This is a genomic window from Neolewinella litorea (genome assembly GCF_004803465.1).
Lineage (GTDB): Bacteria > Bacteroidota > Bacteroidia > Chitinophagales > Saprospiraceae > Neolewinella > Neolewinella litorea.
Genome location: NZ_SRSF01000005.1, coordinates 85902 through 104559, shown reverse-complemented (window position 1 = coordinate 104559; position 18658 = coordinate 85902). Strand labels below are relative to the sequence as shown.

Annotated in this window: 13 protein-coding genes; 5 read left to right on the top strand and 8 right to left on the bottom strand. The window is 60.6% G+C overall.

The window, feature by feature from the left end; all coding sequences use genetic code 11:
* The first annotated feature begins 84 nt into the window (after positions 1–84).
* Positions 85–1296 (top strand): GTPase HflX, encoded by a 1212-nt coding sequence (gene hflX / locus E4021_RS12690; RefSeq protein WP_136459737.1) that lies wholly within the window; start codon positions 85–87, stop codon positions 1294–1296.
* A 130-nt stretch (positions 1297–1426) separates the two neighbouring features.
* On the opposite strand, the gene E4021_RS12685 is transcribed toward hflX, so the two are convergent.
* The gene (locus E4021_RS12685; protein WP_168797592.1) at positions 1427–4933 is read right to left on the bottom strand and encodes a LamG-like jellyroll fold domain-containing protein; all 3507 of its coding nucleotides are present in this window, start codon (positions 4931–4933) and stop codon (positions 1427–1429) included.
* A gap of 671 nt (positions 4934–5604) precedes the next feature.
* Here E4021_RS12685 and E4021_RS12680 point away from each other — a divergent pair.
* Together E4021_RS12680 and E4021_RS12675 are read left to right on the top strand one after the other, a co-directional pair.
* A complete protein-coding gene (locus E4021_RS12680) occupies positions 5605–6720 on the top strand; it encodes an aminopeptidase (protein WP_136459735.1) in 1116 nt (371 codons plus the stop codon).
* Positions 6721–6918: 198 nt separating this feature from the next.
* Complete coding sequence (locus tag E4021_RS12675) at positions 6919–7698, top strand: hypothetical protein (protein ID WP_136459734.1); 780 nt, start codon at positions 6919–6921, stop codon at positions 7696–7698.
* Positions 7699–7726: 28 nt separating this feature from the next.
* Here the strand turns inward: E4021_RS12675 and E4021_RS12670 are convergent, their stop codons facing one another.
* Positions 7727–8941, bottom strand: a complete 1215-nt coding sequence (locus E4021_RS12670) for a Pycsar system effector family protein (RefSeq protein WP_136459733.1) — start codon at positions 8939–8941, stop codon at positions 7727–7729.
* Between the two features lie 152 nt (positions 8942–9093).
* Here E4021_RS12670 and E4021_RS12665 point away from each other — a divergent pair, with 152 nt between their 5' ends.
* Together E4021_RS12665 and E4021_RS12660 are read left to right on the top strand one after the other, a co-directional pair.
* Positions 9094–10635 carry a hypothetical protein gene (locus E4021_RS12665; RefSeq protein ID WP_136459732.1) on the top strand — a complete coding sequence of 514 codons (1542 nt, stop codon included), beginning with the start codon at positions 9094–9096 and terminating at the stop codon, positions 10633–10635.
* A gap of 2 nt (positions 10636–10637) precedes the next feature.
* Positions 10638–12014, top strand: a complete 1377-nt coding sequence (locus E4021_RS12660) for a DUF5723 family protein (protein ID WP_136459731.1) — start codon at positions 10638–10640, stop codon at positions 12012–12014.
* Here the strand turns inward: E4021_RS12660 and mscL are convergent.
* From mscL to E4021_RS12630, 6 genes are all read right to left on the bottom strand, one after another.
* On the bottom strand, positions 11941–12402 hold the full coding sequence (gene mscL / locus E4021_RS12655) for a large-conductance mechanosensitive channel protein MscL (RefSeq protein ID WP_136459730.1): 462 nt from the start codon (positions 12400–12402) through the stop codon (positions 11941–11943). The two genes, E4021_RS12660 and mscL, sit on opposite strands and share 74 nt — an antisense overlap.
* A 60-nt stretch (positions 12403–12462) precedes the next feature.
* Complete coding sequence (locus E4021_RS12650; protein WP_136459729.1) at positions 12463–13440, bottom strand: hypothetical protein; 978 nt, start codon at positions 13438–13440, stop codon at positions 12463–12465.
* Between the two features lie 3 nt (positions 13441–13443).
* Positions 13444–15177 (bottom strand): BatD family protein, encoded by a 1734-nt coding sequence (locus E4021_RS12645; RefSeq protein ID WP_136459728.1) that lies wholly within the window; start codon positions 15175–15177, stop codon positions 13444–13446.
* Complete coding sequence (locus E4021_RS12640; protein ID WP_136459727.1) at positions 15177–15929, bottom strand: tetratricopeptide repeat protein; 753 nt, start codon at positions 15927–15929, stop codon at positions 15177–15179. Before E4021_RS12640 ends, E4021_RS12645 begins: the two co-directional genes overlap by 1 nt.
* A 218-nt stretch (positions 15930–16147) precedes the next feature.
* Entirely contained in the window at positions 16148–16957 is an 810-nt protein-coding gene (locus E4021_RS12635) for an alpha/beta fold hydrolase (protein WP_136459726.1), read from the bottom strand.
* A gap of 195 nt (positions 16958–17152) precedes the next feature.
* Positions 17153–18646 (bottom strand): mechanosensitive ion channel family protein, encoded by a 1494-nt coding sequence (locus tag E4021_RS12630; protein WP_211097017.1) that lies wholly within the window; start codon positions 18644–18646, stop codon positions 17153–17155.
* Between the last annotated feature and the right edge of the window lie 12 nt (positions 18647–18658).

Here is an 18658-nt window from a genome sequence, read left to right as displayed (position 1 = left end):
AAGCTGGCGGTTCCTCCATTTCCCGGCACCTGCGCGCCGCCGCCCGTGAAACTTCCCCAAGCTCCATTCGGTTACCTTAGGCATATGGCAAACGAATGGAATGTAGGACAGAAAGAGTCCGGACTGAAGCAAGAGACGGAGTACGCCGTCATCGTGGGCGTAGTGCTGCGCGGCCAGACCGAGGAGGAGGTCACGGAGCACCTGGATGAGCTGGAGTTTTTGGCGGAAACCGCGGGTGCAAAGACCGTCAAGCGGTTCGTGCAAAAGCTGGACCATCCGGATAACCGCACCTTCGTCGGAAGCGGAAAGGCCACGGAGATCGCGCAGTACGTCGACCAGCACGAGGACGTATCAATGGTGATCTTCGACGACGACCTGAGCGGTAAGCAGGTTAACATCCTGGAAGAGGAAATGAAAGTCAAGATCATCGACCGCTCCACGCTCATCCTCGACATCTTCGCCCGCCGCGCCCAGACGGCCCAGGCCAAGACCCAGGTCGAACTCGCCCAGATGCAGTACCTCCTGCCCCGCCTGCGCGGACTCTGGACGCACCTCGAACGGCAGCGCGGTGGTATCGGCATGCGTGGTCCCGGTGAAACGGAAATTGAGACCGACCGCCGTATCGTCCGCGACAAGATCAGCAAGCTGAAAAAGGACCTCGAGAAGATCGACAAACAGGCCGAAACCCGCCGCAAGGGCCGCGACGCCATGGTACGCGTGGCGCTGGTGGGATATACCAACGTGGGCAAATCCACCCTTATGAACCTGCTGACCAAGAGCGACGTCTTCGCCGAGGACAAGCTCTTCGCAACCCTCGATACCACGGTGCGGAAAGTAGCCTACGAAGGCATCCCCTTCCTGCTGACGGACACGGTCGGGTTCATCCGCAAACTGCCCCACCACCTGATCGAATCCTTCCGCTCCACCCTCGACGAGGTGAAGGAGAGCGACATCCTGCTGCACGTGGTCGACGTGGCCCACCCCCAGTACGACGATCAGATCCGCACCGTACAGGGACTGCTGAAGGAAATGGATTGTCAGAGCAAGCCGACGCTGCTGGTCTTCAACAAGATCGACCTCTTCCGCGAACGCAATTACGACATGTACCTCGACGCCGCCGGCCGCGAAGAAGTGGAATCGGACCTGGTGAAGGGACTGCAGGCCGAGTTCGGGCAGGAAGCCCTGCTCATCAGCGCCCAGACCAAGGAAAACATCGACGTTCTGCGCGAGCGCCTTACCCAAATGGTGAAGGAGGAGTACCAGCAGACTTACCCTTATATTGCTAAGCAGTGGTAGGTAGTAGTTCTTTAGGCTGGTAGTTCTTTAGGGGGCTCGCTGCCTTCGGCAGCTCACTTTACAAAATAAACGGGCCGTGCTGATCTGACGATCGGCACGGCCCGTTTTCGTTGCGGGCAACCGGTGGTGGTTACTGGATGACCACCTTGCGGGTAACTGGGACGCCGTTGGTGACGGCCACGGCCACATATACTCCTTTGGGGAGGTGGGCGGTGGGGACGGTGGTGGTGGTTTGCGTCAGTTGGCGAGAGAGGACCAGTTCACCGCGGACAGAGTACATCCGGAGTTCGGCGGCGGCCTCCCCCGCCAGGGGGACAGTGACCGACAGTTGTCCGTTGCGGACGGGGTTCGGGGAGATCCGCAGGGCGGAGGCCGTTTCGGTTACCGTGACGATTTCAATAGGCGAGTAAGCGTGAGCGCCATCGAAGTCGACTTGCCGCAGCTGGTAAAGATTTTCCCCCGCCACCGGCTGGGTGTGGGTGAAACCGTAGCGCTGCAGGGTTGCCGAATTGCCGGCCCCCACTACGAAGCCCAGTTCGGTCCAGACCTTGCCGTCGGTGGAATGCAGTACGGCAAAACCCTGGTTGCCCTGTTCCGAGGCGGTTTCCCAGGCCAGTTCCACCGTTCCGTTGACGATGGTAGCGGTAAAGGAAACCAGCTCAACAGGCAGTACGGCGGCACAGGCCACCACCGGCTGGGGTGAGAAGGGGGCGGTGGAGAGGACGTAATCGTTGTTCTCCATGCCGACCAGGGTGGCGGTATTACCGTTGCCGGTGGCGTCGGTCGCGGTGGTGCCGATGGACTCCTCGAACTGGTAGTAGGCCCCGAGGCAGCCGGACGCATCGCCGGGGTTGGTGAAGCTCTCGTCGTAAACCTGGGCCACGCCGGCGGAGGACAATTCACCGGACCAGATGCGGGTCTCGTCGATCTGGCCCTCCCAGTAGCGGCTGCCGTTGCTCAGGCGACCGAGGGCGGCGTCTACGTCTCCGGGGATGGGGTTGAGACTGCCATTAAAATCGTCTACCAACACCCCATCCAGGTAGAGGGAGAAGGTTTTGTAGTCCTCACTCAAGACCACGGCATAGTGGTGCCAATTCCCATCGGCTACCGAAGCGGGAGTAAATAGTTCCGCGCCCCCCGCATTGTTTGCGGGCGAGCGGTACTTACCAAAAAGGATTCCTCCGTCGATCACTTCTACCGTGAGGTAGTTCAAGCCACTCGGTCCGCTGACTGGGAAGGCTTCAAATAGAACCCCCGTAGTTGAAGTATTGGCGGCCTGGAACCATCCTTCCACCGAAAATCCGGTATTTGCCAGGAAGCTCAGGGTAGGCAGGTCGACGTAGTCGTTCACCCCGTCGAAGTCCAGGGCATAATCAATATCTCCGCTCAGGTCGGCGCAGTTGGGCGCGGTCACCGTGGTGACGGATGCTCCGGAGAGGACGTAGTCGTTGTCTTGCATATTCACCAAGGTGCCGTTGTTGCCGTTGCCGGAGGCGTCTTCGGCGGTGCTGACAACGGATTCCTGAAACTGGTAGTAGACGTCGAGGCATTGCCCGACGGCGGTGGGATTGGAGAAGGCATCGTTGTAGTGGTCGAGGACGTCGGCGGGGGCCAGGGCCCGTGACCATACGCGTAGTTCATCAATCTGGCCGTCGAAGTAGCGGGCCCTACTGCCCAGAGAGCCTAAGCGGGCGTATACGGAGCCGTCGTCGATCCGGTTGACCGTCCCTGAGCTGGTGTCTTCTTCGATGCCGTTAATGTAGAGCGAGAGGGTGTTATCAAAGTTTAGCACTAAGGCTACGTGGAACCACCCTCCTCCGTTGACTACAGTGGTGGAGTAGAGATTAGCTCCTCCTGCTTTTGCTGCCGGCGAGCGGTAGACCACATGAATTTGACCGCCATTCAGCACCTCGACGGTAATGTAGTTCCCCTGCGGGTAAAGGTCATCGGGTGCCGTCAGTTCGTAGGCGTCAAAGATGACACCACTGGTGATCCCGGGCTCGGTTCGGAACCAGCTCTCGACCGTAAAGGTGGAATTGTCGAAGGCCGTGAGTACGGGCAGGGCCACGAAGTCGTCCACCCCGTCGAAGTCCAGGGCATAGTTGACGTCGCCGCCCAAGTCAGCGCAGTTCGGGGCCAGGGCTGCCGTGACGCCGGCGTTGGAGACCACCCAGTCGGCGTTGTCCATGTTCGTCATGGTGGCGCCGTTGCCGTTGCCTGTTTTGTCCCCCACTGTGGTACCGAAGGACTCCTCAAAGGTGTAGTAGGCCTTGAGGCAGTTCGCCACGCTGGTCGGGTTGGTGAAGGTTTCGTTGTAAAGGTCGAGGACGTCTTCGGCGGCCAGGGTGCGGGACCAGAGGCGGATTTCGTCGATCTTACCTTTGAAGTACGTATTGGAGTCCCCGTTGAAGCGCCGGCCGATGCCGGCCTGTACCGTGGCGGCGGTGATGCGGCCAGTTGTATTTTCGGTATCCTGGTGCACGCCGTCGATGTAGAAGGAAAGCGTATTATCCAGGTTCAGTACAACGGCAAAGTGTTTCCAGGCACCGTTATTTACCGTAGTTGGGGATTCCAGCAGGGTGCCCCCGGAACTACCCGCGTTGGGCCGGTAAATCACCCTCATGGTACCGTTGGCCAAGACCTCGACCGAAAGGTATTGGCCGTTGGATCCTGGAAAGGCCTCAAAGAGGATGCCGTAGGTGTTATCGGTAGTAGAAAACCACCCCTCAACGGAGAAGGCGGAGTTCTGAAAGAAGGTAAGGGAGGGCAGATTCAGGTAGTCGTCCACCCCATCAAAGTCTAGGGCGTAGTTGGTATTAGTGCCGAGGGTCTGGCAGGAGGGGGCGGCCTGGCTGGTCACGGGGGCGGTGGAGGTCACCCAGTTGGCGGCGGTCGTCCCTACCACCATCCCAGTATATCCGTTCCCCGAGGCGTCGGCGAGGGTAGTGCCGGAGCTTTCGTTGAACTTGTAATAGGCCGCCAGGCAGGTGGTCGGGGCAGCCAGGGTAGCGGGATCGGTGAAGGTTTTGTTGTAGAGTGCGGAAATGTCGGTAGCTTCCAAGGCCCGCGACCAAAGCCGCAGTTCGTCCAGGTCTCCCCGGAATTTGCGGCTGTTATTGGAATGCAGGTTGCCGATTCGCCCATCTACAATTTCCGAAATATAGCTTGGTGAGGTCGCCGCACTCTGCGCACTCAGCACTCCATTGATGTAGAGAGAGGCCCTCCCCTGGCTGTCATACACTGCGGCGTAATGGAACCAGTTTCCGGAGGTAACAGCATTGGCAGATAATACCTCGATTCCGCCGATGTTCGCGCCATTCGCCCGGTGAACGTACCGGAGTCTACCACCGGTAGCTACCTCTATCGCAATAAAGTTTCCGGCGGTCCCTTGGGGGGCAGACGTTCCTGATATGGGGAAAAAGTCGACAAGCATCCGCCCCTCAGTGGTTGTTTTGGCCCAACCTTCAACCGTATAGGGGGAATTCTGCGCAAAGGGCATATCGGGTAGGTCGACGTATTCGTTGGCCCCAGCCTGGCCGCCGTTGAATTTGAGCGCATTGCCCGCCTGGGCGTACAGTCGGTCGGTACCGACCAGGCATAGGAATAGTAATACGAGCGTGGTAAAGCTTCTGTTCATAGTGTGACATTTCCTCTCTGAATGCCCCACCACCATTAACCCGAGGGCGTCCGTCGGGCAGGGTAGAATTACCCTGTATCCTGCGAACTCCTCAAATAGTGAGATAGGCTCCGGAGAGCGTGAATAATGGATTTTCCAAGGGCGTACTGCGCGCGATAATGGATCTTAGGGTGTACGCCCCATACAAGAGAAAAGCAGGGTGGACTCAGAAGAGTCCAAGACATCGCGGGATACCGGACTGCAGACAAAGGCACGCCGGTGATCCCAGGGATGGGGCACGAAGGCCCAGAGTCGGTTATCTGCCTTGTGATTGGGAATGACCAATCGGGTAAGGTAGATGGCCTGACCAGAGATTCCATAGTAGCCTCTTAATCAGGGCGTAACTCGGCATTCGTGTAAAACGAATGTAAATTAAAATGAGTTAAACATAAAATGTTTTTGGAAAATTTATGTTACCCAAGCTTTTTTTTAACCAGGGGGCGGTGTAAACCCGAGTGTTAAAACCAGTTTCCGCGGTGATTTGGCATCCGCGTATTGAGGAGGACTTGGCGGACCTGAATTTGATGGAATTCCCGGGCGCAGCTAATTTGGCAGGGGCAGGATTAGCGGGCAGCTAAACAATACCCGGGGGCGCAGACCTTTACGCAGACACCTTCAATACTGCTATTCACATGGAACTTCACCCCAAAACCCTAGACAAGTACGCCCACCTCCTAGTCAATTACTGCGTAAGCCTGCAAGCCGGGGAACGCTTGTTCGTCAATTCCACTACCCTGGCCGAGCCCCTGATCGACGCGATCTACCGCGAGTGCCTGAAGGCGGGGGGCCACTGTGAGTTTACGCTGACCACCCGCGGGCAAGCCGAAGCCCTGCGCGAGTACGGCAGTCCGGAGCAGGCGGCCTACATCCCCACCCTGCAAGAGCGGGCCATGAATGAGTTTGAGGCTTACATCTTCGTCAGTGCACCCTTCAGTCTCCGGGAGCCGGAACCCGCCGCGGCACTTAAGGCGGCCCGCCGCGCCGCCTACAAGCCGATGCACGACACCTACTTTGCCCGCACGGCCGACCGCCGGCTGAAGCGCACCATGTGCATCTACCCCACCCCGGCCCTGGCCACGGAAGCCGGTATGAATCTGGAGGAGTACGCCGACTTCGTCTACCGCGCCTGCAAGCTCGACCAGCCAGACCCCCAGGCCGCCTGGTTGGCGGTGCGCCACCGGCAACAACGCGTGGTGGATCACCTGAACAGCTGTACGACCTTCCGCTACGTCAACGACCGCAGCGACATCACCTTTACCACCAACGGACGAACCTGGATCAACAGCGACGGGCAAACCAACATGCCCAGTGGGGAGGTGTACACCAGTCCGGAGGAAGACAGCGTCAACGGCCACATCTACTTCGACTACCCGGCCATCCGTAACGGGGAGGAAGTTCGTGGCGTCACCCTGGAAGTGGAGAAGGGAGAGATACAGTCCTGGCAAGCCGAAAGCGGGCAGGCGGTGCTGGATGAAACCTTTGAAATTCCAGGTACGCGCCGCTTTGGAGAGGCAGCCATCGGCACCAATTACGACATCGACCGCTTCTCAAAGCAGATCCTCTTCGACGAGAAGATCGGCGGCACGGTACACATGGCCGTAGGGCAGAGCTACGCCCAGGCGGGCGGCAAGAATGAGAGCAGCGTCCACTGGGATATGATCGCCAATATGCGCGAGGGTGGACGGGTATACGCGGACGGGGAGGTGGTATACACCGACGGTCGCTTCTCCGATCACCTCTGGCAATAGCCTGGAAGCCTACCCGGGGCAATAAATCAAGGCACACTGGCTTTGTATTAACCCGCCCTTTAACGGGCTACCGTTCGCCTGCATCGAACGATAGTTGTACGTGGGGCCTTAATGGTAAAAGACTTACCTTTGGTTTTGCCTTATGCTTTACATTTTGACTGTGGGAAACCCCTTTGTTGACTGAATTAACCCTAAACCGTGAACGAGAACATCGCCTTTCTAGAGCTTAAGTACGGGAATATATACGGCGGATATCCTAACTTTTACGCGATCAGCGAAATCGCTCTCCTGGTCTTCGAACGGGGATCCAACAAAATATTCCTGGAAAGCTGGATCAATCAGGCCAACGTCGACATCGTCGACGTTTACGCCGAAACCGATGAGCTCGGCCACACCATTCGCCGCGTCCGGGAAGTGCTTAACATGCGCACCAACCGCCGCTACCCCTATCATGAGGACTTTCGCCTGAGCGAGCACGACCTGCAGTTTGCGTTCCGCAATCTTCGGTCGACCAAGAACGCCATCCGCAACTTCCTCAACAAGAACCTGAATAAGTACCGCTTCCAGGATATGATCGTCTTCGACGGTCGTCGCGATATTTTCCTCTGCGAGCGCAGTGGCGTCCGGTTCAATTATACCAACATCATCGACATCCAGAAGGACCTGAACCGGGAGACCGACTATCTTTTCAGCCTCAATAAACTGGCCCGGGTCATCAACTTCAACACCGACCGCTCCTACCTGCGGTCCAACAACCTGGAGTACTGGCTGCACCCCATTGCCGCCCGCCAGATCATCCCCGGCACGGCCGCCTTCGACGCCGCCCGCCTGCTGATGGTCTTCAACGAGTACACGATGTTCCACGACGACTTCCTCATCAAGGCCGCCATCCTCCTGAACAAGGTGAGCAAGCGCAAGGAAGAGAAAGCCGCCCAGCTGGAGACCGAGAACAACGATAACGACAACGGGGAAGACTAGCCGCGTCTCCGGAGACCGGACCCAGCGATCAGTAAAGGAAGATTACCGCCACCACTAGGATTACGCTGATGCATAATCCGATCAGGAAAATATTGTAGGCGATCTTCAGCAGTTTGTACTTGCGGTCGATGTCGCGCCCCAGGCCGTGCAGGTCACTGATGAGGTTGCCGTAGAGGGCGTCCGGATTGAGCAGGGTAGTCTCCATGCGCCGGGTAAATTCCTCGCGGTTCAATTTGCTGATGGTGCCGTAAAACGCGAGGTTATCTTCCTCATTGTAGCGGCTGTGGGGCTTGGAGGAGATGATGGCGTAGACCAGACTGGCCAGCGCGCAGGCGATAAATACAACTACCGGAAGGAGGATTTCGGGCCGGGTTTCCGCCCAGTTGCGGTAACTGACAAAAGTGATGAGCACGCCGATAAGCAGGGCGTTAACGCTTACCATGATCGCCGCCTTCTGGTCGGCCATCCGCTTCAGCTGGATGTGGTTCCGGAAGATGGTCCGGAAGTACGTTTGCGTAGCTTGCCGGGTAGGTCCCTGCTCCAGGTCGTGCAGCAGTGCCGGGGCGCCGCTGTCGTCGACGGTGGCGGGCAGCAGTCCGGGTTTTTTCTTTTCCAGTCGGTCAACGAGCTTCTGCAGGTCGAGCAGTACCGCGCTGTGGGTGTGCTGGTACCTCCGCCGCAGCTCGCCGTCGCGGAAGCGTGCCTGCCGGAGCTCTTCCAGGTACTGGGCCAGGGCGTCGGTCCGGTTCATACGGCGCCGGGGGCCCTGCCCGCTGTCCAGTGCGTAGCGATTCTCGAGCCACATCAATTCCGCGCCTTCCGGGCCGCTGAGCAACCGCTGCGCGAGCTGGGCGTCGTAGAGGACGTCGGCCACTTCGGTGCGCAGGCCGGAACTGCCTTCGGGGAGGACGGTGGCCAGCGTCAGTTGCAGGTTGAGGTAGTCGGGGCCGGTCCACTCGCGGAACTCCTGGGCCACTTCCTTCCAGTTGCGCAGTTCGCTGCCGTTGCCCCAGTAGCGACAGGCCTCCATAAAGGCCACGGTGCGGGCCAGGTGGGGCAGGTCGGGGGAGACGCCGGGGCGGCGCAGGGCTATTTCCAGGGAATGGGCGGCCAATGCCAGCGCCCAACTGTCGTTGTGCAATACAAGGGCGCGGGGCAAACGTTCATACGTCATGAGCATGAACCGCTCCGCCTGATCTGCCAGATTGCTCAGGTGTAAGGCGGTGAAGCGGCCGTTTTTCATAGTGCGAACGTTAACGGTTGGTGATGTACAAGTTCTGGAAGGTAACGATAGACGAAGCCGGAACCAAATCCACAACGCTCCTTTTTAACGGGCATTGCACCCGCTGACGAGCCCAAGCGATGCCAGTGCCCTGACTTCTTAGCTACCTCCCTATGCAAAAGGCTTTACTCCCGTTACTGTTCGCCTGCGTGGCCACCGGCTGCAACAGTCTGCTCGATGATTTCACCAACCTCGAGGCCATGGAACAGCACGCGGAATATGCCTTGCCACTGATTGACAGCCGCGTAGACCTGCGCGGACTGGTCGGGAAGGTGGACGAGCGCTTCGAGTTGACGGTGGACCCCGACGGACTTTTTCGTTTTATTTATTCCGACACCGTGCCCTCCGTGACCAGCGAACCGGTGTTTGCTGCCATCCGCTCCGTGGCCCGCGGTATCCCCCTGCAAATCACGAAACGGCGACAGGAGATCGACTTTCCCCTGCCCAACGACGCTTCCCTCGACGTCCTGCGGCTGAAGGCCGGGCAACTTGCCTACAGCCTCCCTAACCCTTACCCCCAGGCCGTCAACGTACGCCTGACGCTGCCGGACATCAGTGTGGGTGGAAAACCGGTAACGGTGAGCGGGCAGCTACCGGCTTACACCGGCACCGGCGCGCCGCCGGCCCTATCGAATGCCGATGCCCCCCTGGATCTGGCGGGATACGAACTGGCCTTCCCCGACGAAACCTTCACGATCGAGTACACGATCGACGCCCTGGACGGCACCCCGCTGGATCCGGGCCGCGGCACCATTGCCGTGCTCAGTAACCTCGACTTTTCCTACCTGAAGGGCTACTTCGGGCGCACCCCCTACCCCGGCGTGGATGACCAGTTGGAAATAAACTTCTTCGAAAATTACCTCAGTGGGGAGGTGACCTTCGAGGACCCCCGCATTCTGGTGCGGGTCCGCAACAGCGTTGGCGTACCGGCGCGCGCGGTGGTGGAGGAACTCAACGTGGTAACCGTAGACGGCCGGGTGATCCCCGTGGAGGGAGAAATAGTCGACGAGGGTTTTTCCTTTGCCTTTCCCCGGGAGCCGGGCCAGAACAGCTACACCACCTACGTGATCGACAAAAGCAACAGCAACCTGCTCGAACTGCTCGACGCCAAGCCGGTGGCCCTGAACTACAAGATCAGCGCGCTCATTAACCCCAACGCCGACCCCTCCACCAAAGGGTTCCTGGCAGATACGAGTTCGTATTCCGCCACCGTAACGGCGGAGTTGCCCCTGTACGGATCGGCCGCCAATTTTCAGGTCGCGGACACCTTCGCCGTCAACCTGGGAGAACAGTATGGCGAAGTGACGGCCGCCACCCTGCGGGTGACCACGGACAGCGAGTGGCCCCTGGACCTGGAGGTGAGGGGTACTTTCACCGATGCCCAGGGCAACCCCCTGCTCGACCTCACGGACGGTCAGCTGCTGATCGTGCGGGCCAATTCGGTAGACGCCTCCGGCAACCCCACGGGCAGCGTGCAGGCTGCGCACGATATCACCTTTTCCGGCGATCGCCTGGCCCTGCTGCGGCAGGCGAGCCATTTGGTGCTCAACGCTTCCTTCGCTACCCTCGAGGGGGGTACCCGCCCGGTGCGGATCACCAACCAGCAGGAGCTCCGCGTGCGCATCGGGGCCCGCCTAACCATTGACAAGCCATGAGCATGCTTCGAACGCTTTTCGCCCTGACCACCCTGCTGGTCAGCGGGCTGACGACGGACCTTTCCGCCCAGAACCTTACCGCTCCATTGCTGTCGGGCAGTTGGCAGTCCACCTACCACAACCCGGCCATGCTGCATTTTCTGCCGGGAACGTTCACGCTCGGCCTCCCCGGCGTGGCCAATGACCTCCAGCTCGAGAACATCACCTACAACGATCTCTTCGTAGACGTCGGTGGCCAGCGCGTGCTCAGCCTCAGTGCGGTATCCGCCCTGACCGACGACCGCAACGACGTACAGGACGTCTTTTCGATCGAAACCGTGGGTCTGGCGTTCCGTCGCGGCCGACTGGCGCTCAGCGCCTACCACCGGCTGCGGGTAGAGGGGCAGGCCCAGTACCGGGGCGCACTGGTCGACCTCTTCGTGCTGGGGAATGCCCCCTTCATTGGCACCACCGTTGAGATATCCCCGCAGGGGCAGGTGGTCGGGTTCCAGGAGCTGGGACTGGGCGCGAGCTACGCCGTCAACGACGTGATTGCCCTTGGCGGCCGACTCAAGTATCTCGCCGGCGTGTCCAGTATCAGTACAGACGAGGGGGCGAGTCTGCGACTCACCACCGGTTCGGAAAACTACGCCCTCACCCTGGAGCAGGACCTCACCCTGCGTACCGTCGGGGCCCTCACCTACGAGGGGCAACTGAATGAGATTGGCTTTGACTACAACCCCAACCGTCTGGCCCCCGGCGACCTCTTCAGCGGCAACACGGGGGTGGCGTTTGACGTGGGCGTGGCGGTGAACCTCGACCGGCTGCGCCTTAACCTGTCGGCCACCGATCTGGGGGCGGCGATTTCCTGGAAGAACGACGTGACCACCCTGCGCTTCTCCGGTTCGGACACCTTCACCGGCCTGGACGTACTGTCGGACCTGCTGTCGGACTCCGTTTCCCTCGATTCTGCCCTGGACAGTCTGCTCGTAACTTTCGATCCCGAGCAGCGCAGCGACCCGTACCGTACGGAATTGTCTCCGCGGTTTTACCTGGGTGGAGAGTACGACCTTACCAAGCGCCTGACCGCCGGCGCACTGCTGGTGGTGGAGGACCGGCTGGGCAAGACCACTCCGGCCGTGGCGGTAACCGGGCGGTACGCGGCCACCGACTGGCTGCGCGTCGGATTGAACGTCAACCACCGGTCGGGATTGGGCACCAACGTCGGGCTGCACCTTTACGCGACGCCCGGGCGGGTTCAGTTGTTTGTCTCGTCGGACAAGCTGCTGACCTTGCTTAGCACGGGTAGTCCGGCGCTATCCGGCATCAGACTGGGGGCTGCGTTGACGCTGGGGACGCGGGATCGTTCATCCGCTTCATTTCGTCCCGAATCTCGGTAAGCAGCTGAATGTCCTTGGGCGTCGGGACGGTCTTGTCGCCCGTATCCTCCGCCCGGTCGCGCAGGGAGTTGATGAGCCGGATGATGATGAACAGCGTAAAGGCGACAATCAGAAAATCGATCATTGCCTCCAGGAACAGGCCGTAACCGATCACCACGCCGGGGTCGATTACCTCTCCCTCGGCGTCGAGTTCCGGGCGCCGGATCACCCAGGCCAGGTCGGCCAGTTCAATACCCGTGGTAAGGTAGCCCAAGGGCGGCGTGATGATCTGCTTGACCAGCACGTCGACGATCTTGTTGAAGGCGGCACCGATGACGACCCCGATGGCCAGGTCGATCATGTTACCCTTGACGGCAAATTTTTTAAACTCGGCAATGAATCCGGCCATGCATATTCAGTTTTAGGTAGTGAGTATTCATGGCCGTTAACCGCTCTGATCGGGAATTTGTTAGCGGTGCAGCGCCACGGCGGTAAGGGTGAGGGCGGCCGCGAAGACCAGCAAGTGGAAGAATTCCGCCCGAGCCTCCGTCCGTCGCGCCAGCCACAGTCCGAGCAGTATGCCCAGCGGGGGTAGCACGACCTGGGCTGAGCCGGCATCAACCACCGAATCCAACAGGGCTACCAGAGGGGTAAAAAGCAGCACCCAATACACGAAGGCATTGTTCTTCGCCCCCTCGATACTGAGAAGGGCCCGGCTGGGGCTGCCGCTCGAAAGGGCTACCAACAAGCCCAGGGCCAGAATTCCGAATCCGATGAGGTCAAGCCAGTGAAGGGCAGCAAAATTGGCGAAGCCAAAGCCAGCTAATTGGCCCGTGACGAAGGCGGCCCCTGCACCATCCAGGTACGCCACCGTACCACCCAGGAAGAACGCCACGCACACGCCCACGAGCAGTTGGGTAATGGTCCTTAGGTTAGCCGTCCGGAATATGCTGATTCCCACCACGAAGGCCGGCACGAATACCAGATAAACGGGTTCCAGCAGGGCGGCAAGGCCCAGCCACCAACCGGCGTTGAAGCGGGCCACGTCCGGCGAATGACTTTTGTAGGTGCTGCCGAGGCTCCCCATGGCCAGCAGCAGGAAGGCGTGGCACAGATCCGTAGGATCGAAGGCGTGAAAGGAGGGGACCACCGCCCACAGTAAGACGAGAACGAGGCCCGGAAACTGGGTAGTGGTGCGCGCAAAGCGGTAGCGGTCGCAAATGCTGTTGGCCACCATGCCCGCTACGGCCAGCATGACGGGGGGCAGCAGTACCGTCAGCCACCAGTTGCCGGCGACCAGCTCACGGATGAGGGTATCGAAATAGGTCCCCCCTTCGAAGTCGGCTTCCGGAACCCCGAACACCAGCACCGGCGCCTGCAGCAGCAGGGCATAGCCAAACAGTAGCAGGCTGGCAAACGATTGGTTGGTGCGAAAGAGGGAGAGCATAGGCTATCGGAGCTGCCGTTCGGTCTCGGTGATGAGGTCCGAGGCGAGGGTGTAGGTCTCATCGAGATCGGCGGCGGTGTCCTGTCCGGCGTAAAGCGCCATCTCACAACGGCCCAGAAGGCGGTCGTAGCGCTCGGTCAGGTCGGCGTCGGCTCCGGCCGCGCGCAGTACTTCGGTGATGTTGCGGCGGCCGAGGTCCTTCACCGGCAGGTTGAACCGGTCGCGGAGGTAGCGCAGCAGGGCACCCTCCACGGCGTCGTAGAAGGGGCGCGGCTCCACGCGTTCCAGGTGCTGCCGGGCTTCCTTGAGGCGGGCGGTGGCGACCCTACCGGCCCGTTCGCGCAGCAGGATGGCGGGGTCTCGTTCGGCCAGTTGCTGCCGGTAGTGGCTCCAGCCGATGAGCCCACCGCCGAGGAGCAGGGGCAGCAGCATCAGTCCCCAGAACAGGGGCGTGCGGGCCAGGTTGCCGTCGTAGCGCCGTCCGGGGGGTAAGGGCCGGGCCGGGCGCAGGGTGAGTTCCTCCGCCACAGCGGCGGTGGTATCGATGGTGTAGGTGAGTTGACCGCTGCCGCCGGTGACGGTCACGGTGAAGGATTCCGGAGTGAGGGACTCGTACTCACCATTGTCGGTGTTGAAGTAAGTCACGGTGGGCGCCACGGTGTACTTGCCCGGGCGTTTGGGCACCAGCTGGTACTCGAAGGTCTTGCGGCCGAACATGCCGGAGGGGCTGTCCAGGAATTCCTCCTCGATCACCCGCGGGTCGTAGATGTTCCAGTCAGCCTCATCTACGGGCACCGGGGGTTCGAAGCGCTGTATATCGCCCTGGCCGGTCACGCGCACCAGAAGGCGCAGGGCATCGTCGGTGGTCAGGCGGTTGCGGTCGATCTGGGCTTCGGCCCGGTAGGTACCTACCCCGCCGCTGAAGTCGTCCGGCCGCGGCTGGGGCAGTTCGCGCACCTGTATGCGGAGGGTGTCCGAGTTGACGGGGATCTGCTCGGTGTAGCGGCGCGAAAAGCTGCTGCTGGTGCGGGTACGCACCGCGCCGATCACCATGCGGTAGGGGTCGATGGTCAAGGTTCCGCTCTTGATCGGGAAGAGGGCCAGGCTGGCCAGGGTACGGCGCTGGTATTCCCGGCCGTTCTCCACAATCGTGACCGGGGAAGCGTCGAATCGGCGGCGGGGGCGGGCGAAGAAGCCGTCGAGGTCCGGCTCGCGGACCATGTTGCGGGAAATGGGGTTGACCGAGGCGTACAAATTCAGGTTCAGGATGATCTGCTGCCCCACGTAGGCCTGGTCGGTACTCACCTCCGCGCGCAGGAAGTTTTCGGTGTTGGCGCCCACGGAATTGTCGCCGGCCTCCAGCACCGTCACGGTCTCGGAATTCGTACGGTAGGTACGCCCGGCGGCCCGGACGCTGGCCGGTCCGATGGACAGTTCACCGGTCCGCTTGGGTTGCAGCATCCAGGAGAAGGTCATTTGGCTGGTGGCCACCCCGTTGATGATGGTGGTGCCGATAGAACGGCTGGGGCCCTGCAGTACGTCAAAATCGCGGAAGGGTGGCGGCTCCAGGTTTTCGCCCTGGGCGTTGCGCAGCGTCAGGTGGTATTCCAGGGTGCTGTTACGCAGCATCCGTTTCTTGCTCACTTCGGCAGTGAAGGAGATGTCCTGCCCCTGTCCGAGGGCCGCTGTGGCGGTGCCCGTCAGGAGGAGGATCAGAAAGATTAGGCGTGTCGTCATCACCAGTCTTTGGTTCCGGTACAGCCTTCCTGGTTGGCCTGTCGGAGGCGGCTCAGGGTGCGTTTTTCCTCCTCGGCGGCGATGCCCAGCTGTCGTTCGGCTTCCTCACGGCTCATTTGGGGCTGGTCGGGGTTGGCGGTGGACTGGCCGGGTGTGCCGGGTTCTCGTTGCTGCTCGTCCGTTTCTTCGCCGTCTTGGGATTGCTCGCCGGGTTTGGGTTCTTGTTGCTGGTCGCCGTTGTCGCCGTTCTCCCCTTCGCGTTCCTGTTCTTGCTCCTGGTCGCCGTCCTGGTCCTCGCTGTCTTCCTGCTGCTGTTGCTGTTGTTGCTGGACCTCGCGGATGGCCTTGGTGAGGTTGTACTTGGTTTCGGCGTCGTCGGGGTTGATGCGCAGGCTTTGCTTGTAGCTTTCGACGGCTTGCTGGAAATTTTGCTGTCGGTAGTAGCTGTCGCCGAGGTTACGGTAGGCGCGCGAGCGTATCTCGGGGTCGTCGGCCAGTCCGGCGGCTTCTTCGTAGCGTTTCGCTGCTTCGGCGTAGTCGCCGCGTTCGTAGAGGGCGTTGCCGAGGTTGTAGTTCCCTTTGGCGCTGTTCGCTTCCTGGATGGCGCTGCCGTACTGCCGCTCCGCCTCCGTGAAGTCACCTTCTTTATAGGCGCGGTCGCCCCGACGCAGGGCCCGATGGCCGTCTTGGCTGAGGGCGGGGACGCTGGTGCAGAGCAACAGCAGGAAGGCAATGTAGGCCCGGTAGTGCATGGGGACAAAGTTACGGATTGCCAGCGGCAGACATCGGACGTAGTTGTTGCGTCATTTCGGCATACGTCCGACGTCTGCCGAATTGTCAGCCACTTATTTTCATAGTTTCTGGCTAAAAAATATCATGGATTTATTATATATGGTCGGTTTTCGCAAAACATAGGGCATGACACGTCCGACGTCTGCCATAATGGCACGGTTGACACGTCCGACGTCTGTCACTCGCCCATATTCGGCACCATCCGCTCCCGGCGCACCGCCGGTTTTTCCAGGAATTTGCGGACCAGCCCACTCAGCTCCGCTGGCTTCTCAGCGTGGATCCAGTGGCCGGCTCCCGCCACCGTAGCCAGTTCGGCCAGGGGGAAATGGGCCAGGATCCCTTCCCAGTCGTCGTTCTTGATGTAACCGCTCTTGCCGCCGCGCACGAAGAGGGCTTGCCCCGGAAAGGTCTGTCCAAGGGTGCCCACAGGGGCAATGAGGTTCTCGTAGTCGCGGTGCAGCACTTCCAGGTTCATGCGCCAGCGGAAGCCCTCTTCACTGTCGCGTGCCAGGTTCTTGAGCAGGAACATGCGCACCCCGGCGTCCTCCATGTGCGGTTTCATGCGCTCCTCGGCGTCCCGACGGTCTTCCAGCGAAGCCGGATCAAGGGCGTTCAGGGCAGCGAATACGTCGTCGTGGCCCCGGCCGTATTGCCGCGGGGCCATGTCCACTACGATCAGTTTTTCTACCAGGGCCGGATAGGTCAGGGCCACCTGCATGGCCACCTTGCCACCCATGCTGTGCCCCAGCACGTGACACCGGTCGATAGCCTGCTCCTCCAGGAAGGCCGCCAGGTCGTGGGCCATCAGGGGGTAAGTCATTTCGTCGGCGTGGGGGGAGCGGCCGTGGTTACGGAGGTCGACCAGAATAATTCGGTAGTCGTCGGCCCACTTCCGCGCCAGCGTCTGCCAGTTGTCAAGGTTGCCGAAAAGGCCGTGAAGGATGACGAGGGGAAAGCCCTCACCGTAGGATTTATAATTCAGTTGCATGGGATAGGGTAAGCTGCTGAGGTCTGATGGTAGTTACTCGAATGACGTTGATCGGCCCGATGAGGTTCGCCGAAGGCCCGGGATATCTGACCGCCGGCCAGCCACCGGGGTGCAGGCAACCGCTGTTGCCCAACGTCCGACAAAGCCCTCCCACGTCCGGAAACCACCCGGCGCGGAGCGGCGAAAGCCGCCGGTTTATTGCACGGCACCCGCGTCTCCGCCGCCCTCTTCCGCTGGTTTTCCGTTGCCGCCCGCAAGTCCGTGCGCCGCCTGTTGCGTGCTGATGACGCGGTCGAGGCCACGGCCGCCCCGGATCCAAAGATCGCGCTGGGGGAAGGGGATCTCGACCCCCCGCTCGCGGAATGCCTTGTCGATGGCGAACCGCACGTCGCTCTTCGTGTCCTCGATGCGCATGAAATCGCGCGACCAGAACAGCACCTCGAAATCCAGCGACGAATTCCCGAAATCCAGGAACCGCACGATGGGCTTTGGCATTGACAGGACGCGCGGGTGCTCTTCGGCTACCTTGGTCAGGATCTCCTTGACCAAAGACGTGTCCGAACCGTAAGCCACCCCCACGGCGACGTGGAAACGGGCCTTGCGCTCGACGTGGCTCCAGTTGACGACGTTCTCGCCGATGAGCTTGGAGTTCGGGACGAAGATGATGATGTCGTCCCGCGTCTCAATGGTGGCCGTACGCGCCCCGATCTTGCGGACGGTGCCGATCTGTCGCTCCGAAACTTCCACCACGTCGCCGACCATCACGCCGCGTTCGAACAGGATGATGATGCCGCAGATCAGGTCGTTGAAAGTTTGCTGCAGGCCGATGCCGATTCCCACCAAGAGGGCCGCCGCCCCCGTCCACAGCACCACCAGGTCAAAACCCGCGGCCTGGAGCACCAGCAGCACGCCCACCACGTAGACGAAGTAGGTGATGAGCCGGTTGATCGCGTACTGAGAGCCCGTATCCACCTTCGAGCGCCGGTAGTAGGCCCCGAGGATAAGGTTGGTAATCGCCATGAGGAGCAGGCGCAGGAAGAGGAAAACGGCGATCGCGAAAACGACGTTCCCGACGGTGATTTTGGAGGTAACCACTTCCTCGTTGCGCACCACCTCGGTGAAGGCGTGCAGCACGTAGGCCGAAAGTCCGGTATCCTGCAGTACCACCAGTATCGCGAGGGTGTACATGAAGGGCCGCACCGCCCGGAAGCGGTTAGCGGCGGCCTCTTCGTCGGAGAGCGACTGGGCCGTGGCATCGTTGGAGCGATGCATGCGGTGGTATCGCTGCACGAGCAGTTCCTCAATAAGGATGTCCAGCACGTTGGCCACGATGAAGGCCAGCAGTGCCTTGACCAGGGTACTGATGCGGATGGTCAGGTACACCGGCGGCCCGTCGCTGGTGGAGGCTTGCTGGATGGCCTCGTCCACGAAGGTGATGTCGATGTTCAGGATCCGCAGGATCACGATCACCAGCAGACTGAAAAAGGAGAAACGGGTGACGTTGCGCACCCGGGTCCGGTTTTTCTCGGATACCTCCTCCCGCCCGTAGTACCACGGCAGCAGGTGGCGCACGATCAGGTAGTTGGTGCCCATCAGCAGCACGGTGGCCACCACGATCAGCAGCAGCTGGTAAGCCGTCACGGTGAACCCGCCGATCTCCAGTAAAAGAATTTCCCGTAGTCTGTCCATGCTCGGTGAAAG

What these genes read in the sequence shown, in the direction of transcription:
- E4021_RS12680 (WP_136459735.1), top strand. Translation starts at nt 5,605, where the DNA reads ATGGAACTTCACCCCAAAACCCTAGACAAGTACGCCCACCTCCTAGTC.
- E4021_RS12660 (WP_136459731.1), top strand. Translation starts at nt 10,638, where the DNA reads ATGCTTCGAACGCTTTTCGCCCTGACCACCCTGCTGGTCAGCGGGCTG.
- E4021_RS12670 (WP_136459733.1), bottom strand. Translation starts at nt 8,941, where the DNA reads ATGAAAAACGGCCGCTTCACCGCCTTACACCTGAGCAATCTGGCAGAT.
- E4021_RS12665 (WP_136459732.1), top strand. Translation starts at nt 9,094, where the DNA reads ATGCAAAAGGCTTTACTCCCGTTACTGTTCGCCTGCGTGGCCACCGGC.
- E4021_RS12640 (WP_136459727.1), bottom strand. Translation starts at nt 15,929, where the DNA reads ATGCACTACCGGGCCTACATTGCCTTCCTGCTGTTGCTCTGCACCAGC.
- E4021_RS12635 (WP_136459726.1), bottom strand. Translation starts at nt 16,957, where the DNA reads ATGCAACTGAATTATAAATCCTACGGTGAGGGCTTTCCCCTCGTCATC.
- mscL (WP_136459730.1), bottom strand. Translation starts at nt 12,402, where the DNA reads ATGGCCGGATTCATTGCCGAGTTTAAAAAATTTGCCGTCAAGGGTAAC.
- E4021_RS12685 (WP_168797592.1), bottom strand. Translation starts at nt 4,933, where the DNA reads ATGAACAGAAGCTTTACCACGCTCGTATTACTATTCCTATGCCTGGTC.
- E4021_RS12630 (WP_211097017.1), bottom strand. Translation starts at nt 18,646, where the DNA reads ATGGACAGACTACGGGAAATTCTTTTACTGGAGATCGGCGGGTTCACC.
- E4021_RS12645 (WP_136459728.1), bottom strand. Translation starts at nt 15,177, where the DNA reads ATGACGACACGCCTAATCTTTCTGATCCTCCTCCTGACGGGCACCGCC.
- E4021_RS12650 (WP_136459729.1), bottom strand. Translation starts at nt 13,440, where the DNA reads ATGCTCTCCCTCTTTCGCACCAACCAATCGTTTGCCAGCCTGCTACTG.
- hflX (WP_136459737.1), top strand. Translation starts at nt 85, where the DNA reads ATGGCAAACGAATGGAATGTAGGACAGAAAGAGTCCGGACTGAAGCAA.